The sequence below is a fragment of the Actinomadura sp. 7K507 genome (assembly GCF_004348425.1).
GTDB lineage: Bacteria > Actinomycetota > Actinomycetes > Streptosporangiales > Streptosporangiaceae > Spirillospora.
The window spans coordinates 1-16,978 of record NZ_SMKK01000215.1 but is presented as its reverse complement, the minus strand read 5'-3'; the positions used below and the strand labels follow the sequence as shown (position 1 = coordinate 16,978).

15 protein-coding genes and 1 tRNA gene are annotated in these 16,978 nt (G+C 71.3%); 9 read left to right on the top strand and 7 right to left on the bottom strand.

Features of this window, described 5'->3' with window-relative positions; genetic code table 11:
* On the bottom strand, positions 1–212 hold a 212-nt coding region (locus E1285_RS35000; RefSeq protein ID WP_207947037.1), incomplete at its 3' end, for a pyridoxamine 5'-phosphate oxidase family protein.
* Positions 213–328: 116 nt separating this feature from the next.
* Between E1285_RS35000 and E1285_RS34995 the strand changes: the two genes are divergently transcribed.
* Positions 329–712 (top strand): DUF1801 domain-containing protein, encoded by a 384-nt coding sequence (locus E1285_RS34995; protein WP_132158872.1) that lies wholly within the window; start codon positions 329–331, stop codon positions 710–712.
* A 55-nt stretch (positions 713–767) separates the two neighbouring features.
* On the opposite strand, the gene E1285_RS34990 is transcribed toward E1285_RS34995, so the two are convergent.
* A complete protein-coding gene (locus E1285_RS34990; RefSeq protein ID WP_207947036.1) occupies positions 768–1,823 on the bottom strand; it encodes a zinc-binding dehydrogenase in 1,056 nt (351 codons plus the stop codon).
* Between the two features lie 56 nt (positions 1,824–1,879).
* Complete coding sequence (locus E1285_RS34985; RefSeq protein ID WP_132158871.1) at positions 1,880–2,788, bottom strand: hypothetical protein; 909 nt, start codon at positions 2,786–2,788, stop codon at positions 1,880–1,882.
* A gap of 168 nt (positions 2,789–2,956) precedes the next feature.
* Between E1285_RS34985 and E1285_RS34980 the strand changes: the two genes are divergently transcribed.
* Entirely contained in the window at positions 2,957–3,313 is a 357-nt protein-coding gene (locus E1285_RS34980; protein WP_132158870.1) for a YciI family protein, read from the top strand.
* 41 nt (positions 3,314–3,354) lie between these two features.
* Here E1285_RS34980 and E1285_RS34975 read toward each other — a convergent pair whose 3' ends face one another.
* Complete coding sequence (locus E1285_RS34975; RefSeq protein WP_132158869.1) at positions 3,355–4,080, bottom strand: SDR family oxidoreductase; 726 nt, start codon at positions 4,078–4,080, stop codon at positions 3,355–3,357.
* Positions 4,081–4,179: 99 nt separating this feature from the next.
* Between E1285_RS34975 and E1285_RS34970 the strand changes: the two genes are divergently transcribed.
* Complete coding sequence (locus E1285_RS34970) at positions 4,180–5,028, top strand: LysR family transcriptional regulator (protein ID WP_132158868.1); 849 nt, start codon at positions 4,180–4,182, stop codon at positions 5,026–5,028.
* A gap of 74 nt (positions 5,029–5,102) precedes the next feature.
* Here the strand turns inward: E1285_RS34970 and E1285_RS34965 are convergent, their stop codons facing one another.
* Entirely contained in the window at positions 5,103–5,600 is a 498-nt protein-coding gene (locus E1285_RS34965) for a MarR family winged helix-turn-helix transcriptional regulator (RefSeq protein WP_132158867.1), read from the bottom strand.
* 86 nt (positions 5,601–5,686) lie between these two features.
* Here E1285_RS34965 and E1285_RS34960 point away from each other — a divergent pair, with 86 nt between their 5' ends.
* The 6 genes from E1285_RS34960 (at position 5,687) to E1285_RS34940 (ending at position 13,721) form a co-directional block, all read left to right on the top strand.
* Positions 5,687–6,757, top strand: a complete 1,071-nt coding sequence (locus E1285_RS34960; protein ID WP_132158866.1) for an amidohydrolase family protein — start codon at positions 5,687–5,689, stop codon at positions 6,755–6,757.
* A complete protein-coding gene (locus E1285_RS34955) occupies positions 6,754–7,536 on the top strand; it encodes an ABC transporter ATP-binding protein (protein ID WP_165966885.1) in 783 nt (260 codons plus the stop codon). The genes E1285_RS34960 and E1285_RS34955 overlap by 4 nt, the downstream gene beginning before the upstream one ends.
* A 3-nt stretch (positions 7,537–7,539) precedes the next feature.
* Positions 7,540–10,137, top strand: coding sequence for an FtsX-like permease family protein (locus E1285_RS34950; protein WP_132158865.1), 2,598 nt, complete (start codon positions 7,540–7,542; stop codon positions 10,135–10,137).
* Positions 10,138–10,291: 154 nt separating this feature from the next.
* Positions 10,292–10,362: transfer RNA gene (locus tag E1285_RS45935), tRNA-OTHER, on the top strand.
* Between the two features lie 411 nt (positions 10,363–10,773).
* Positions 10,774–12,366: a TROVE domain-containing protein gene (locus tag E1285_RS34945; RefSeq protein ID WP_132158864.1), complete on the top strand. Its 1,593-nt coding sequence runs from the start codon at positions 10,774–10,776 to the stop codon at positions 12,364–12,366.
* 203 nt (positions 12,367–12,569) lie between these two features.
* A complete protein-coding gene (locus E1285_RS34940) occupies positions 12,570–13,721 on the top strand; it encodes a serine hydrolase domain-containing protein (protein WP_132158863.1) in 1,152 nt (383 codons plus the stop codon).
* A 266-nt stretch (positions 13,722–13,987) separates the two neighbouring features.
* Here the strand turns inward: E1285_RS34940 and E1285_RS34935 are convergent, their stop codons facing one another.
* The gene (locus E1285_RS34935; RefSeq protein ID WP_165966884.1) at positions 13,988–15,358 is read right to left on the bottom strand and encodes an HNH endonuclease signature motif containing protein; all 1,371 of its coding nucleotides are present in this window, start codon (positions 15,356–15,358) and stop codon (positions 13,988–13,990) included.
* Positions 15,359–15,745: 387 nt separating this feature from the next.
* Positions 15,746–16,843: a WD40 repeat domain-containing protein gene (locus E1285_RS34930; protein WP_132158861.1), complete on the bottom strand. Its 1,098-nt coding sequence runs from the start codon at positions 16,841–16,843 to the stop codon at positions 15,746–15,748.
* Positions 16,844–16,978: the final 135 nt, after the last annotated feature.

Genomic DNA, 16,978 nt, shown 5'->3' with positions numbered 1-16,978 from the left:
ACCGTCACCCGCGGGTCGGCACGCAGGTTCCGCAGCTTGCGGGAGCCGCCGACGGCGACGAGCCCGACGACCCGCCCTCCCCGCACCGGATGCTCCAGGACCCCGGCGTTGACCACCGACGACTGGACACTGCCATCACCCCGCAGTGTGCTGACCACGCACAAACCGTGATCGAGCGGTATCAGCTCAGCGAAGGCGGCGAGGTCGGTCATGATCGGGCGGCCCTTCCCTCCGGTCGTCCGGGATCGTCCGTCGACTCAACTGATCGTATGCCCAGACCGTCGTCACGTCCGGCAGGACTGTCGGGGGCGGGGGCCATCATGGGCGCATGACCGGAGGAACACGGGGTGGAGCGCCGGGAGTTCAGGAGTGGCTGGACGGCCTGGACGCGTCCGTCCGCAGCGAGGTGGAGGAGCTATCCACGCTGGTCGGCACGGCCGATCCCGGGCTGGAGCAGGCGGTGAAGTGGGGACGGCTGACCTTCACGGTCCGGGCGGATTGGCATCACTGGCTGTGCGGCATCGCCGTGACGAAGAAGGGAGCCAAGCTGGTCTTCCACAAGGGCGCGTTGCTGGAGGATCCGCAGCGGCTCCTGACCGGCACCGGGCGCTACGTCCGAGAGGTGTCAGCAGGAGTCGCGCTGCGGCACGCCGAGGAGACCGTCGGCCTGGTGCGCATGGCCGTCGTCCATCAAACCGACATGCTGGACTGACCGGCCGCGCGGCTTCTCAGGAAGCGCCCGCGCCAGGGATCTCCCCGTCCGCGCTTCATGGGGTGATCACGATCTTGCCGACGTGGGCGCCACGGCGGAACTCGTCCTGAGCGGCGTGGATGTCGTTCAGGTGGTACCTGGCGGCGATGCTCGGCCGAAGGGCGCCGGTGCGGGCCAGCTCCGCCAGTTGCGCGAAGTGCGCACGGGTGTGCATCGACGAGCCGATGAGGCTGAGGTTGTGCAGGTAGAGGCGCCGTAGGTCGAGCGGGACCACCGGCCCGGCGACGGCACCGGCGATCACCCAGCGGGCACCGTCACGGAGGGCGGGCATCAGGCGCTCGATCCAGGGGCCGCCCGCCACGTCGGCGACGGCGTCCAGCCCGTCCGGGGCCGCCGCGTCCAGTTGGCGCCGGAACTCCGTGGCCTCACGCGAGACGGTCGCCGCCGCCCCGGCCTCCCGCAGCGCCTCGGCTTTGGAGCCGCTGGTCATGGCCACGACCCGCGCGCCGCGTGCGGCGGCGAGCTGGACGAGGGCGAGCCCGACACCGCCCGAGGCACCGGTGACCAGGACCGTCTCGTCGCCCGTGATGCGGGCGCGCTCCAGCATGCCCATCGCCGTGCCGTAGGCCACGGGGAGCGAAGCGAGTTCCTCATCGGACAGCGGGGACGTGCTCATGTCGTGAACACGGGCGGCCTCGACCGCGACATAGGTGGCGAAGCCGCCGTCCGCCTCACTGCCGAGCAGCCCGACCGGGTCGGCGTCCTCGCGCTCGTCGGCGTAGAAGGCGGGGTCGACCAGGACTCGGCGCCCCGTCCAGGCTTCGGCGACGTCGGCGGCCACCGCGCTGACCGTTCCGGCGATGTCTCCGCCCTGAACACGCGGGAAGTCCACCGGACCGCGCCACCCGGCCTTCGCCTCGGGCAGGCCTGGCAGCCCGTACGCGCCTTCCCGCGTCCAGATGTCGGTGTTGTTCATCGCCGCCGCGCTCACACGCACGAGGACCTGGCCCGGACCGGCCTGAGGCACCGGCCAGTCGTCCCGCACCTCCAGCGCATCCGGCCCGCCGTGCCGGCGCAGGACGGCGGCTGTCATGAACTGATCATTGCCCATCCGCTCATTCTGCCTCCGGCAGCCGACCAGACCCTCGGCCGGCGGCAAAGAGTCCTTCACGGACCGAGAGCGATCCGTCCCTCGTGAGCGAGGACGGACAGGATCTCCTCGGCCTCCGTGATGGTGACGTCGCGGCCGCTGTCCTCGTCACCGGGGAGTTCGAAGGTGAGGGCGGGGCCTGGCCCCCATGCCGCGATCAGACCCCCACCGGCCGGGATCTTGAAGTTGATGTAGTTGCCCGTGTACGGCGCCATGGTGAGCAGGACGTCTCGCGCCTCCTGAAACGACGCCGGAAGCCACGCGTTCTCCACCCCGACGCGCGGCATGTCGCAGTACGAGATGGACAGGGGCTGCTCGGAGGGGGCCGGTTCGCCGCCCGGCCAGGCCGCCAGGCGCCCCAAGCGGCGGCGGCGCCAGGTGAGCGAGACCCCGATCCGCTTCTGGGGGGTGCCGTTCCAGTCGACCTCCAGGTCGTGCCGGCGGAGGGCGGCGGCGACCTCCCGGCCGATCTCGACCTGGGCCTCTGGCGGCTGCCTGCCTTCGCCGATGACGCCGTAGGAGAGCGCCAGGCTCCCGCCGGGGACGGCGTCCTCCATGTCCTGGCGGTGGGCGAAGACGTAACCGCGCCGGTCCTCACCCCGCGGGACCTCCTCGCCAAGCTCGGAGATACCGCAGTTCTGGCAGCAGGTGTGGTCGAGGCGGGCGACGATCCCGGACATGTCCAGCTCACGGAACGCGCGGTGCAGGCGGTCGGTGTCGAGTTCCTCCGGCCAGGTCTCCTGGTCGGCGAGGTGGGCGGCGAACTCCTCCCCGACGATCTGACGGGCGAGACGTTCGTCCGCCTCGGAAGGCTCGTCCAATATCTGGGTGCACTGCCGGATGACGGTTTCGAAGTCGTGGTATCCCAGGGCGACGAGGAAACGGGCACGGTCGCGCAACAGGGACTCGCCTGAGCTGTCGGTCATGGGCAGGGAGTATCGCAAATACCACCGACACCGGCCGCCGCATCGAGCGAAAGCCGATCATGGCCATTGATTTCGGCGGTGGTGGTGTCGAATGGCGCCGGGCCCGTTCGTAGCCAAGTGGGAGACCGGCGACGGCCGGTCGCCACACCGGAGGCCAAGGAGTCCGACATGAAGAAGTACCTGCTCGCCGTCCAGCTCGATGAGAGCGCACCGGCGCCGTCCGAGCAGGAGTTGCAGGAGCAGATGGCCCGGACGTCCGAGGTCACCGACGAGATGCGGTCCGCCGGCTCGTGGGTGTTCGTCGGCGGCCTGCTGCCCTCGCCCGCCACCACCGTCGTCCACCCCGCGGACGGCACCACGATGATGACGGACGGCCCGTTCACCGAGACCAAGGAGCAGCTCGGCGGGTTCTGGGTGGTCCGGTGCGACGACCTGGACCAGGCGCTGGCCTGGGCCGACAAGTGCGCGCTGGCCTGCGGCGCCCCCATCGAGGTGCGCCCCTTCCAGGACGCCCAGTGGGCCTGATCGTCACCAAGGCACCTGACCGACATCAAGGCACCTGACCGTCACCAAGGCATCGGACCCTCGTCGTTGAAGAACGCGCCGGTCGGGCCGTCGTCGGGCAGGGTCGCGAGCTGGATCGCGACCGCCGCGCCCTGCTCCGGCGTGCGGACTCCGCGGAAGCCGTTGAGGTCGGTCGCGGTGAAGCCGGGGCAGCCCGCGTTGATCAGGATGTTCGTGCCGTCCAGTTCCTTCGCGTACTGGATGGTCACGGCGTTGAGGAACGTCTTCGACGCTGAATAGGCGGCGGAGATCGGGCCCGTTTCGGCGCCGGGGGTGGTCTGCAGGGTGAGTGAGCCGCCGCTACTGGACATGTTCACGATCCGCGGCGACGCCGAGCGGCGCAGCAGCGGCAGCATCGCGTTGGTGACGCGGATGACCCCGATGACGTTGGTCTCCACGACCGTCCGCACCGTCGCGGGGTCGACCTCGGTGGGCGCCTGCGGCATGCCGCCGGTGATCGCGGCGTTGTTGACGAGGACGTCGAGGCGTCCGGCGTGCGCCTCGATCAGTCCGGCGGCGGCGGTCACGCTCGCGTCGTCGGTCACGTCGAGCGGCACGCCGAACGCCTCGACGTCGGCCGCTCGCAGCTTCGCCACGGCGGCCTCGCGGCGCCGTTCATCGCGGGCTCCTACGCCGACCTTCCAGCCGAGGGCGCCCATGCCCGCCGCGATCTCGTACCCGATCCCCTTGTTCGCGCCGGTCACCAGCGCGATCGTCTGTTCGTTCATACGACCGATCCTGCTCCCGGGGCCGGGGAAACCTCCAACACCGGTCAGGTGGGCGGCGATACCGCGCGGGTATCGATCCCGGCCGGGTACCGTGGCGGCGTGGAGACGAGGGAATTGCGGTACTTCGTCGCCGTCGCCGAGGAGCTGCATTTCGGGAGGGCCGCGGAGCGGCTCGGGATCGCCCAGCCGCCGCTGTCGCGGACGATCAGCAGGCTCGAACGCCGGCTCGGGGCGACGCTGCTGGAACGCAGCAGCCGCGCGGTCACCCTGACCGAGGCCGGGTCGGTCCTCCTGCGCGAGGGCCGGGCGGCGCTGGACGCGGTCGCGGCCGCCGAGCGCCGCACCCGCCGCGCCGTCCTCGCCGCGACCGGCGAACCCGAGCTGGTCCTCACCACGAAGGCCGGCGCCGCCGGCGAGTTGCTCGCGAAGCTGCTCGACGCCTACGCCGCCGAACCCGGCGCGGTCACCGTGGACGTGATCCTGTGCGGCATCGGCGAGCAGGAACGCCTGCTGCGCGACGGGCGGGCCGACGTGGCGCTGCTCCACCTGCCGTACGACTCGACGGCCGGGCTCGACACCGAGGAACTCCGCACCGAGGGCCAGGTCGTGGTCCTGCCGGCCGGGCACCCCCTCACGGGCCGCAGCCAGGTCGGGACGGCCGAGGTCACCGCGATGCCCGGCCCACCGCTGCCGCGCTGGCCCCGCCCCGACGGCACGTACCCGGACGGCCCCGGCCCGCAGGTCCGCGACCACACGCAGTTGCTCCAGCTGATCGCGCTGGGCCGCGCCTGCGCGATCCTGCCGGAGTCATGCAGGCCCCAGCTTCGCGACGACCACGCCACGGTGCCGGTGCACGACGCACCGCAGGTCACGACGGTGATCGCGTGGCCGCCTCACAGCCGTTCCCGAGCCGTCGCCGACCTCGTCAGAACCGCGACGCACCTCTGACCCACCGAACGGCGCCGGCTGCGGATCCTGCAGAATTCGCGCGCGGACGACCAGCGGCGGACACCAGTGGGCGATCAACGCGGATGGGGGTCGGCGGGCTGGGGCGGGGCGGCGTGTCCGGCCACACGGCGTAGCAGATCGACGAGATGCCGGCGCTCGGTCTCGGTGAGCCGGCCGAAGATCTGCCCGCCGACTTCTTCGGCCGTCCGCCGGGCCTCTGTCAGTGTCTGCTCGCCGTGGTGCGTGAGCACGATCGAGTAGGCGCGCCGGTCCCGCGGCATCCGCTCGCGGGAGACCAGCCCCGCTTCCTCCAGGTCGTCGATGAGCCGGACCATGGTGGATTTGTCGATGGCGATGTGGCCGATCAGGTCCCGCTGGCTGACCGGACCGTAGATCGGCAGCGCGAGCAGCACGGCGAACCCGCGGACGTCGATGCCCAGCGGGCGCAGCGCCTGGTTCATCCGTTCCCGGCTCTGGTTGTGGGCCGTGGACAGCAGCATGCCGAGCCCCACGTGATCGGCGGCCGGGCCGCCTTCTCCGGACAGGAGACGTTCGAGCAGGTCGTCGAGCACGCGTCCATTCTAGCCTCACCTGATATAGTCTCAACTGAGATTATCTCGTATGAGTAGGAGCCCTCACGGTCGAACAGGAGACGTCAATGACCGAGTTGACCCGCCGGCGAGCGCTCAAGGTGAGCGCCGCGGCCGGCATGGCGGCGGCCGCCGCGCCCGTGGCGCCGCCGGGACGCGGCGCCGCCGCGAGCCCGCACCGCCCCTCGTCCGGACGGATCGACACCCACCACCACGCCGTGCCGCCCAAGATGCGGCAATGGGCTGTCGAGCAGGGCCTCATCCCGCCCACGGGCGGCCCCGACTGGGCCCAGTGGACCCTGCCGAGCACGCTGGAGACCATGGAGGCCAACGGCATCGCCGTGGGAGTGGCCTCCGCGCCCGTGCCACCCGAGGTGTTCGCGGACCGCAAGACCGCCGAGTCGGGCGTGGACGTGTGCAACGAGTCCCTGGCCGACCTGGTACGCGACCGTCCCACCCGGTTCGGTTTCTTCGCCAACGTGGCCATGCTCCACCCCGACCTGGCCTTCAAGCAGGTCGCGTACGCGCTGGACGAGCTCGGCGCCGACGGGGTGCTACTCGGCACCTCGGCCGACGGGCGCTACCTCGGCGACCCGGCGTTCGACCCGCTGCTGGCCGAGCTCGACCGCCGTGGCGCCATCGTGTTCACCCACCCCTTCTCGCCCAAGGGGATCGTCGAGGTGCCCGGGGTGGCCGACCACGTCGCCGACTTCCTGCTCGACACCACCCGCACCGCGCTCAGCCTGATCGCCGCCGGGACCCTGGACCGGTACCGCCGGCTGTCGGTCATCCTGCCCCACGCGGGCGGGTTCCTGCCGTACATCGTCGGACGCGCCGAGGGCTGGGGCAGGGAGCACGACGACGCGCCCGACCCGGCGAAGATCCGCAGGGCGCTGCGGCGCTTCTACTACGACACGGCGCTGCCGATGTCCCCGTACGCCACCCCCACGCTGCTCGGCGCGGTCGGCGCCGACCGCGTGCTGTTCGGCACCGACTGGCCCGCCAACCCCGCCGCCGAGGTGGCCCGCGAGACCGCGCGGTTCGACCGAGACCCGGGCCTGAACCGCCGCGAGCACAAGGCCATCGCACGCGACAACGCGCTGCGCCTGCTCCCCGCCCTCCCGGGAGGACGCCGATGACCGCCCCCCAGCCCGACGAGCATCCACCCGGCCTGCACGACCGCGACCGGGTCATGGTCGCGGACGATGTGGTCAAGACCTACGGCGCCGGGGACGGTGCGGTGACCGCCCTGCGCGGAGTGTCGGCGGCGTTCACCCGTGGCCGGTTCACCGCGATCATGGGGCCGTCCGGGTCGGGGAAGTCGACCTTCCTGCATTGCCTGGCCGGGCTGGACACCGTGACCTCCGGCACCGTCCTGATCGGTGAGGTCGACATCACCGGCCTGTCGCGCACCCGGCTCACCGAGGTGCGCCGCGACCGGATGGGCTTCGTCTTCCAGGCGTTCAATCTGCTGCCGATGCTGACCGCCGAGGAGAACATCCGGCTCACCGGGCGGCTGGCGGGCCGCGGTGCGGACCGGGGGGCGGACCCGGGATGGTTCGGCACGGTCGTGGACACGCTCGGGCTGCGCGACCGGCTGGATCACCGGCCCGCCGAGCTGTCCGGCGGCCAGCAGCAGCGGGTCGCCGTGGCGCGGGCGCTGCTGACCCGGCCGGAGGTGCTGTTCGCCGACGAGCCGACCGGCAACCTCGACTCGCGCTCCGGCGCGCAGGTGCTGGGGTTCCTGCGCACCGCCGTCGACTCCTACGGGCAGACCGTGATCATGGTGACGCACGACCCGGTGGCCGCCGCGCACGCCGACCGGGTGCTGTTCCTGGCCGACGGGACGATCGTCGACGAGCTGGCCGGGCCCGCCATCGACAGCGTGCACGCCCGCATGCGCAAGCTGGAGGGCTGACGCGTGGGCAATCCCATGTGGCTCATCGCGCGCCGGTCGTTCACCGAGGGATGGCTGCGGCTGATCGCCACGCTGCTGGCCGCGCTGGGTTCGATCGCGCTGATCGCGGGCTCGCTGCAGTTCGCGTTGCGCGCCCAGGAGGCGGTGTCGGGCAGCGACGCCAGCGTGCACTTCCGCTCGGACGTGCTCGTGCAGGGCGGGACGGTGGATCCGGACGCCCCGTTCGCGCCGCCCGGCGGCCGGATCCGCCTGGACCGCGTCGAATCCCGGCCCGGGGTGGCGGCGGCCGCCGGGGACGCCGCGGTGGCGGTGACGGCCACCGGTCCCGGCGGTCAGGCGATCATGGCGGCGGCCGAGGGCCGCACGCTGCTGCGTCCCTGGATGTCCGACCCGCGGCTGAACCCCTACCGGCTGGAGGCGGGGCGCGCACCGGCCCGAGACGGCGAGGTGGCGATCGTCCGGCACATGTCGCGGGCCGGGAAGCTGCAGGTCGGCGACACGATGGCGCTTACTCTGCCCCGCGAGACGCGCCGGGTGCGGGTCGCCGGGGTGGTCAGCGTCCAGGGAAGCGATGCGGTGGCCACCGGCGACCTGGTGCTGGCCCCGCCCGAGACGGTGCGGCACGCCGCCATGCTGCCCCCGGGAATCTGGCAGAGCGTATGGGTGAAAGCCGCCCCCGGCGTGCCCGCCGATCGGCTGCGCGGCGAGCTGGCCCGGGATCTGGGCGGCGCGGCGACCGTGCGCACCGCGGAGTCCGTGGGGCGCGCGCAGAGCGCCGCCGCGGCGGGTGAGGGCGCTTCGATCGCCGGTGTGGTCGGCATGCTCTCCCTGGTCGCGATCTTCGTCGGCCTGTTCGTGGTGGCCAACACGTTCGGCACGCTGGTGCGGCAGCGGACCCGCCGGCTGGCGCTGCTCGGCGCGATCGGCGCCACACCGCGGCAGATCAAACGGCTGATCCGGTTCGAGGCACTGGCGGTGGGCGTGGTCGCCTCGGTGGGCGGGGTGGCCGCGGGCTTCCCGCTGTCCGCTCTGATCATCCGGCTGTTCGCGCGGGACGGCTTCGACGTCTCGGCCGCCGGCGCACAGTTCGGCTGGGTCGCACTGGGGCTTCCGGCCGCGGCCGGGATCCTGGTCACCCAGTCGGCCGCTTGGCGGGCGGCGCACCGCGCCGCGGGGATCTCACCCGTGCAGGCGTTGCGCAGCACCACCACCGAGACCAGGGAACGTCGCTGGCCCCGGCTGCTGGCCGCGTCCGCGATCTTCGCCGGTACGGGTTTCTGGTACGCGGTGGCCACCGTGGTCCGCGCCACCGATCCACCCGGCCCGGACCGGACGGTCGGGGTCGGGCTGATGGTCCTGTTCGGTTCACTGCTGGCCGTGACGGGGCTGGCCCTCCTCACCCCGTTCTTCGTCGGGCCGCTGGGCGGGCTGGTGGGCCGTCTCGGGATGCTGGCCGGCGGGGAGACCGGGCGGCTGGCGCACGCCACCATCACCCGCAGCCCCCGCCGGGTCGCCTCCGCCGCCTCGTCGCTGATGGTCGGCGTCGCGCTGGTCGCGTCCGTGGTGCTGGTGACGCAGTCGGTGAACGACCGGTTCCAGGAGGCGGGACGGCAGGTCATGGCAGCCGAGCACGCGATCGCCGCGACCGCGAGAACGCCCGAGGGCGCGCCCGCGCCGCTGGCCCGGGACGCGGCGGACCTGGTGACGGGCACGCCGGGCGTATCGCGGGCGACCGCCCTCACGCAGACCGAGGTCATGCTCGTATCGCCAGCGGAGCGTCCCGACCCCGGTGAGGAGCCCGAGCCGTCCTCCTTCCTCGTCAGCGGCGCCGAGCAGGCCGGGCTGCGCGACGTCCTGCGGCTGGGCGGCCGGCCGCCCGCGCTGAGTCCCGGGGAGATCGCGCTGTCGTCGGCCGTCATGGAGGAGCGGGGGCTGCGCCACGGGCAGAAGATCACCGTCCGGGGCTCCCAAGGTCAGGTCACGCTGACCGTGGCGGACGCCTACCACGACCCGTCCCACCTGTTCGCCGACCAGGCGCTGGCGGCGCCGTCGACGATGGAGCGGCTCGACGCCAACGCCGCGACCCAGGTGATCCTCGTGCGGGGCGGCTCCGCGGAAGCCCTGGCGGGCGCCGTCGCCGCGGTGCCCGGCGTGCAGGTCCTCGACCGGAACGCCTACGTGGACGCGGCGTCGAGTTCGCTCACCCGCCCGCTGCGGGCGACCTACAGCTTCATCGGCATGGCGCTGCTGCTCGCGCTGTTCGGCATGGCGACCACGGTGTCGATGAGCGTCGCCGAACGCACCCGGGAATTCGGGCTGCTGGGCGCCGTGGGCGCCACCGTGCGGCAGATCCGCTCGATCGTCCGCTGGGAGGCGGCCACCGTGGTCGCCCTCGGCACGATCCTCGGCCTCGCGATCGGGACCGGGTGGCTGGCGCTCCTGCATCTGGCGACCGGCAGCTCGTTCCTGCGCCCGGATCCGCCGTGGTGGCTGTTCCCGCTGGTGGCCGCCGGCGCGGCGGCGGCGACGCTGGCCATCTCCTCACTACCCGCGCGCCGGGCCGCGGCCGTACCCGTGCTTGAAGCCGCCAAAGCAGAATGAGTCGGGAAATAATTGGTTGTACCGGCTGCTCTGGATATGGTCTGCTTGTCGCAACGTCCTTCCCGGTGCGAAGGCCGCGGGTTACTTCTCTTTCCCAGAAAACAACACCCGCGGCCGCCTCTGATCTCGGGGAGGGTAACAACTTCAGAGATGCGCCCGGTGCGCAGGCGAGGGTTACTTCGATTCGGGTTCGAGAGGTTGCGGGTTCGAGTCCCGTCACCGGCTTCGGGCCGGTGTAGCTCAATCGGCAGAGCGCTGACGTCACCTTCACCGACTTCGACCTCGGGCGCGCCCTCTGAAGACAACCGAATACGATACGCACCTCCCGGTGCGCAGGTGAACGGCTACTTCGAGGTTCGATTCCTTGCAGGCCCCTTTCACGGGCCTGTAGCCCCAACATAGGCGGGGCGACCCGTCCACCGACTTGATCTCGGGAGGAACCGATATTTCGCAGGGTGCCCGGTGCGCAGGTGACGGCTACTTCTTAATCCGCGGGTTGCGGGTTCGAATCCCGCCGCCGCTTCCGAGGCGGTGTAGCTCAATCAGGCAGAGCAGCGGACGTGCCAGCCCGTCGCCGACTTCTGACCTCGGGCACCCTGAACGGTTCCTTCCGTCGAACGGAAGGAGTCCCGCATTATGGCGAAGTTCAACCGCGGCGCGGTACGCCCGGCCGTGACCAGCCCGGTGAAGACCGAGCACGTCGCGACCGGCCGCACCCACGAGGGCGGACCGGGCCACGCCAGGTCCGACGCCCGCTCGGAGCTCTTCCTGCTGGCCGTCACGAACATGGTCGGCGAGAACACCTTCTACGAGAAGGCCGGCGACCGCGACGCCCGTTTCCGTGACCTCGTCCACCAGGTCGCCGTCGACGACGCCGACTGGATGGCCGGGTTCCTGCCGTGGCTGCGCGGCGAGGCCAACATGCGATCGGCGTCCCTGGTCGCCGCCCTGGAGGCCGTCCGGGCACGTCTCGCCGCAGGCCTGAACGGCGGCAACCGCCAGCTCGTCTCCAGCGTCATCCGGCGCGCCGACGAGCCCGGGGAGGCCCTCGCCTACTGGATCGGCACCTACGGCCGCGCGATCCCCAAGCCGGTCAAGCGCGGCATCGGGGACGCGATCCTGCGCCTCGGCACCGAGTTCAACTACGTCAAGTGGGGCAGCCAGGGCAAGGGCATCGGTTTCGCCGACGTCCTCAACCTGACCCACCCGGGCGACCGCAAGGGCAGTTCGCAGGCCGGCCGCTTCCAGGGCCCCTGGCAGCACGACCTGTTCGGGTACGTGGTCAAGCGCCCGCACCAGCCGGACACCCCGATCCCGGAGTCCCTGGAGACCCTCACCCGCCGCGACGCGCTGCTGTCCATGCCCGTCGACGAGCGGCGCCAGGTCCTGGAGGACCCCGAGCTGCTCGCCCGCGCGGGCATCACCTGGGAGGCGCTGGCCGGCTGGCTGCAGGGCCCGATGGACGCCGCGGCGTGGGAGGCGATCGTCCCGAGCATGGGGATCTTCGCCCTCGTCCGGAACCTGCGCAACTTCGACCAGGCGGGCGTGAGCGACGCCGTCGCCGAGAGGGTCGCGGCCAAGCTCGCCGACCCCGAGGTCATCGCACGCTCGCGCATGTTCCCGTTCCGGTTCCTGGCCGCGCACAACGCCGCGCCGTCGCTGCGCTGGGCCTGGCCGCTGGAGCGGGCGCTGGACCACTCGCTGTCCAACGTGCCGCGGCTGGACGGCCGGACGCTGGTCCTGGTCGACCGCTCGGGCAGCATGTTCGGGAGCGTCGCGCAGAAGTCGGGGCTCAACCGCGCGGACTCGGCGGCCGTCTTCGGCACGGCGCTGGCCCTGCGCGCGGCCTCGGCCGACCTGGTCGAGTTCGGCACGGGCCACCAGAGTGTCGAGGTCCGCCGGGGCGAGTCGCTGCTGAAGGCGCTGGAGCGGTTCCACAGCATGGGCGGCACCAACACCGCCGAGGCGGTCCGTGCGCACTACCGCGGCCACGACCGCGTCGTGATCGTCACCGACGAGCAGGCGTGGAGCGGCCGCCGGGGCGCCGACCCCACCGGGCAGGTGCCGGCCGACGTCCCGGTCTACACCTGGAACCTGGCGGGCTACCGGTACGGCCACGGCCCGTCCGGCGAACGCAACCGCCACACCTTCGGCGGCCTGTCGGACGCGGCCTTCCGCCAGATCCCGCTCCTGGAGGCGAACCGGAACGCCTCCTGGCCCTGGCTGTGACGCGGGCCCACCGCGAAGGCCCTGTGCTCAGATCGAGGATTTGAGCACAGGGCCTCAGCGTGGCCCCACGGGGGCAGCGAGTTATCGCCGTCCCCCTGCGGGGGAGGGACCGGTGACGGATCACGCCGGCGGGGGAAGCGGCCGCGGCGGCCGGCACGGCACGGTTTCACCACAAGAAAACCGTGCGACTTCAGGAGAATTCCATGCTTGTGCGGAAGACCGGCGTGCGTGCGCTCCTTTCCCTCGCGGCGGCGGCCGCGGTCACCGGCGGAACGGTGGCAGGGGCCCAGGCGGAAACCCGGACGGATCTCCAGCGATCGCTGGACGGGATCGTCTCGGCGGGCGCGGTCGGCGTCCAGGCCGAGGCGATCGGCAAGCACCGAGCGTGGCGCGGCACCAGCGGCACGGCCCGGCTGAAGGGAGGGCGGCCGGTACCGCGGCGGGGGCTGTTCCGGATCGGCTCCACCACCAAGACCTTCACCGCGACCGTCGTCCTGCAACTGGTCGCCGAGCACCGGGTCGGGCTGGACGATCCGGTCGAGCGGTACCTTCCCGGCCGGGTACCGAACGGAGAGAACATCACGGTACGGCAGCTGCTCAACCACACCTCCGGACTCCGCGAATACCTGGAGGACACCCGGAAGTTCCCGCTGCAGGGACAGGACTTCCTCGACCGCATGCGGTTCGCCGACCAGGCCCCGCGTGAACTGGCGCGTGCCGGCGTGCGCCTACCTCCGCTCTTCCCGCCGGGCACCGACTGGCGCTACTCCAACACCAACTACGTGCTGGCGGGTCTCATCATCGAAAAGGTCACAGGCCGCTCGTACGCCGAGGAGGTACAGCGCAGGATCATCCGGCCGCTGGGGCTCGGCGACACCTCGCTGCCCGGGAAGCGGACCTCGATCCCGGGACCGCACGCGCACGGCTATATCGAGGTCACCAAGGACGGCACGACCCGCCCGGTGGACATCACCCGGCTCAACCCGTCGTGGGCCTGGGCGGCCGGTGAGATGATCTCGACCACCGGCGACCTCAACCGGTTCTTCGCCGCGCTGCTGGGCGGCAGGCTGCTACCGCCCGCCCAGCTCAAGGCCATGAAGACCACGGTGCCGTTCACGCTCCCGAACGGCGCCACCGACGGCCTGGGGATGGTGAAGACGCCACTGCCGTGCGGGATATCCGTATGGGGCAAAGACGGCGGCATCCACGGATACACGACCCAGTCGGTGCACTCCGAGGACGGGCGGCGGCACCTCACCATCTCGGCCAACCTGGGCGAATTCACCGGGCCCGGCCAGGTGAAGGTCGGCGAAGCGATCGACAAGACCGTCACCGACGCCTTCTGCGGACGGTAGCGGTCAACTCGGACGGGGACGGAGAGGGGGACGGGGACGGCGCCGGCACGGTCGAACCTCTCGTCGCCGGGCGGCTTCCAGAAGAGTTTGGACGACCTGGTGAAGACCGAGGCGGCCACGGCCGTCCTGGCCCTGGCTGCAACCCAAGCCAGGAAACGCCGCCCTGTGCTCACCGTGCTCAGTGCTCACCGTGCTCATCTGTACTCAAACCGAACACCTGAGCACAGGACAGGTGTGGCCGGAACGCTCCGGCCACCGCGGGGTGATCACTGCCGTTCGGGGTGGACGATGTACCAGGCGCCGGACGGTGTGGTCCAGATCAGCAGTCCGGGCCAGACGTGGTGAAGCCCCCACCCTGGGGTCTGCTTGACGCGGTGATGTCTTCGGCACAACGGCGCCAGGTTGCAGCGGCACGTGATTCCGGGTCGCCAGGGCACGGTGTGATCGAGGTCGCAGCGCGGTGAAGGCTGGTTGCAGGTGGGAAACACGCAGGTGGCATGCCGTGCCTCGATCTCCCGCCGCAGCTCGGCGGGGGGCCGGTAGCCAGGACGTCCGTGCCGCTCGCCGTCGCCTTGGCAGAGCGCGTCACGCTGCGAGGCGAGCCGGTGGCGGATCTGCCGGACCGTCCGGCTGACGGCGGCGGGGAGTTCAGCGGCGGGGGTGCGGTCGCGCAAGTGGGTGAGCCGCTGATTGACCATCGCCGCCACCCCCGGCAGTGCCGGGTCATCGTCAGCGGCGGTGGCCCCCAGGCCGCCAGCGGGTGGCAGGACGGCCAGGCCACCAGCCGGTGGTAGGACGGCCAGACCTCCGCGTCGCGCCGTGTCCCTTGCACCAGCTGCCGGGCTGGTGGCGGGGGGTGTTGGCTCGGCCACGGTCCCGTCGTCGGTCGTCCCGTCGTCGCGTGGGGTGGCTTGGGTGAGGACTGCGCGGGCGGCGGTGGGGAGGGGTGCCCCGTTGAGGAGATGTGCGGCCAGGTCGGCGCGGATGAGGTGGAGCGGGCGGGTGTCGCCCTCGGTCTTGAGGCCGTGCGCGGCAGCGGTGATCTTGTTGAAGATGCCGTGGGCGTCTTCGGGTGGCAGGTCGCACAGTGCGAGGTCGGTGGTGCCCGATGTGGTGTCCCACAGCTCCAGGCGCCGGTGCCGGACCGCTTGCTGTCTACGTTCTTCGGCCGCCTCGGGGGCGAGGCGTTGCACTATCCGCTTGATGCGGCGGCGCAACTGCCCGGTGGTCTGGACGGACGCCTTGTCCAGCGCGGCGGCTTGGACGCGTGCGATGACCTGGTCGGGAAGGTCGTCGGTGATGTCGCTGATGACACGGGCTTTCGCCATGTCGATGCGGCCGCTTTCCAGCGCGTCCCCGGTTTCGGCGAGGGGGCCGGTCAGTCGTTCGGCGAGGTGGACCAGGGTGGCGGCGGTGTTGCCGGTGACCGTCAGGGCGGCAGCGACCTCTTCGGTGACCGATTCACATGCGGTCAGGGTCCGGTAGTCGGGCCCCTCAGCGGTCTCGGCGGTCTCGGTGGCGATGCGGCGCTGTGCGAGTTCGGCGATGGCGGCGAGTTCGCGCGCTTGGGCCCAAGAGGTCTGCCGACGCGCCGCGGCGGCCACCTGCAGCAGTTCGTCGTCGGTGAGATCGGCCAAGTGTTGTTTTCCGCCGGACAGACAGATCGCCAGTTGCGGTCCTGGCGGGAACCACCCCCGGTTCTCCCATTCACGCGCGCCGCCGACGATTGCGGGGCCTTCGACGATTTCCAAGGGCATGGGCACCGGGGGTTCACCTCCCAACACGAATCCAGCTACCCGCACATTGTAGGACAAGATCGCGACAATACTAGCGGACAATCCAGACACGCCACATTAGTGTCACCGCCTTCTTTCAGCCTGCACCATGGAAAGGACATTTGCTGCGGTCGCCGATCGTCCCAACAGTCGATCGGAAAGCTGTACAACCTCGCGAAAAAGGTGTTCTGCTGCCGATCGCACCGGCGCGTGATCGTCCGAGGATCGAGGACGGCCGAGGGTGTCGTGCTAGCGGCTGACGCGGAGGAGATCTCTGCGGCACGCGATCAGGAGGTCACCATCGGGCGTCCAGGCGAGTGCGGTGGCCGCGTAAGGCAGCATCAATGTATCGACCACTGTCTTTGCCGGAAGGTCGAACAAGTGCACCAAGCCGTCCATGCGTGCCACCGCTAGGGGGCTGACGCTGTCGCGAATCGCAACTGCGGTGACCTGTTCGCCATTGTCGGGGTCGAGATGCCATGTGGTGCCGGTCCGGAGGCCTCTAATGCGCACCACGTGCCCGCGCACTGTGACAATCGCCAGCCCTTCGTCCGACTGTACGACGGCGTGTACGCGTTCGAGTGCTTCCATGGCCTCGGTGACCGGAGTGAGTATCGGGACGTCACCGGCGAGGTCCCACAGTTGGAAAGGGCCGAAGGCGCGGCTGACTGCGGCGACCAGGCGTCCGCCCATGAGGCCGACCGCGATGCCATCGGGCTGATGCCGACCTGGAATATCGCCGAGGCGCTCCCCGCTGGTGACATCGGTGATGCGCAGCGTCTCGTCACAGCCAGCCGTGAGCGCGACCGGGCGGCCGTCCAGGACGGTGGTCACAACGATGCGCACCTCACCGCGATGGTTCACGATGACGGGCTGGTCCGGGCCGCCGTCGATCCACCGGTGCAGCGCGTCATCAGTGGTCCCGTGCAGATCACCGCCGCCTGCCAGGACTGTGACGCCGTCACCGGCCGCCACCGCCGCGACCGCACGGACCGGTGCGGACAGCGCGCCGACAACCTGCCCGCGCCCGTGCTCCAATGGCCACCGACCGACGGTGCCGTCCGTGCCACCGGCGATGACACCCTCGGGCCCTGCTGCCAGGCATGTGATGGTGCTCGTATGACCGGTGCCTTGATGTGTCGGTTCAGGCCCGGTCCGCCAGACGCCGATCGCCTCGTCGGGCCCGGAAGCGGTGACCACTGTTCCTGGACCATCGCTGGCCAGCGCGCACCAGCCGGTCGGTCCGACCATGGGCGGCCCCACCGGACGGCGGGCATCGACGTCCCACAGGTGCACCGCCTCGTGATCGCTGATGGCTGTCAGGCGCCGTCCGTCCTCGGTGACCACACCCGCGATGAGCTTCCCCCCGGAGCACGGACATCTGATCTGAGGTCACCGGCGATCATCAGGAAGGATGTCCGCCATGCCCTCACCACACCCGCCCGAGTTCCGCCGCCGCGCGGTCGAGCTGGCCCGCCAGGG

Bases quoted from the DNA above. Each gene is read 5' to 3' on its own strand.
- E1285_RS34945 (WP_132158864.1), top strand. From the start codon at position 10,774: ATGGCGAAGTTCAACCGCGGCGCGGTACGCCCGGCCGTGACCAGCCCG.
- E1285_RS34960 (WP_132158866.1), top strand. From the start codon at position 5,687: ATGACCGAGTTGACCCGCCGGCGAGCGCTCAAGGTGAGCGCCGCGGCC.
- E1285_RS34985 (WP_132158871.1), bottom strand. From the start codon at position 2,788: ATGACCGACAGCTCAGGCGAGTCCCTGTTGCGCGACCGTGCCCGTTTC.
- E1285_RS34980 (WP_132158870.1), top strand. From the start codon at position 2,957: ATGAAGAAGTACCTGCTCGCCGTCCAGCTCGATGAGAGCGCACCGGCG.
- E1285_RS34975 (WP_132158869.1), bottom strand. From the start codon at position 4,080: ATGAACGAACAGACGATCGCGCTGGTGACCGGCGCGAACAAGGGGATC.
- E1285_RS34990 (WP_207947036.1), bottom strand. From the start codon at position 1,823: ATGGGCAATGATCAGTTCATGACAGCCGCCGTCCTGCGCCGGCACGGC.
- E1285_RS34955 (WP_165966885.1), top strand. From the start codon at position 6,754: ATGACCGCCCCCCAGCCCGACGAGCATCCACCCGGCCTGCACGACCGC.
- E1285_RS34995 (WP_132158872.1), top strand. From the start codon at position 329: ATGACCGGAGGAACACGGGGTGGAGCGCCGGGAGTTCAGGAGTGGCTG.
- E1285_RS34940 (WP_132158863.1), top strand. From the start codon at position 12,570: ATGCTTGTGCGGAAGACCGGCGTGCGTGCGCTCCTTTCCCTCGCGGCG.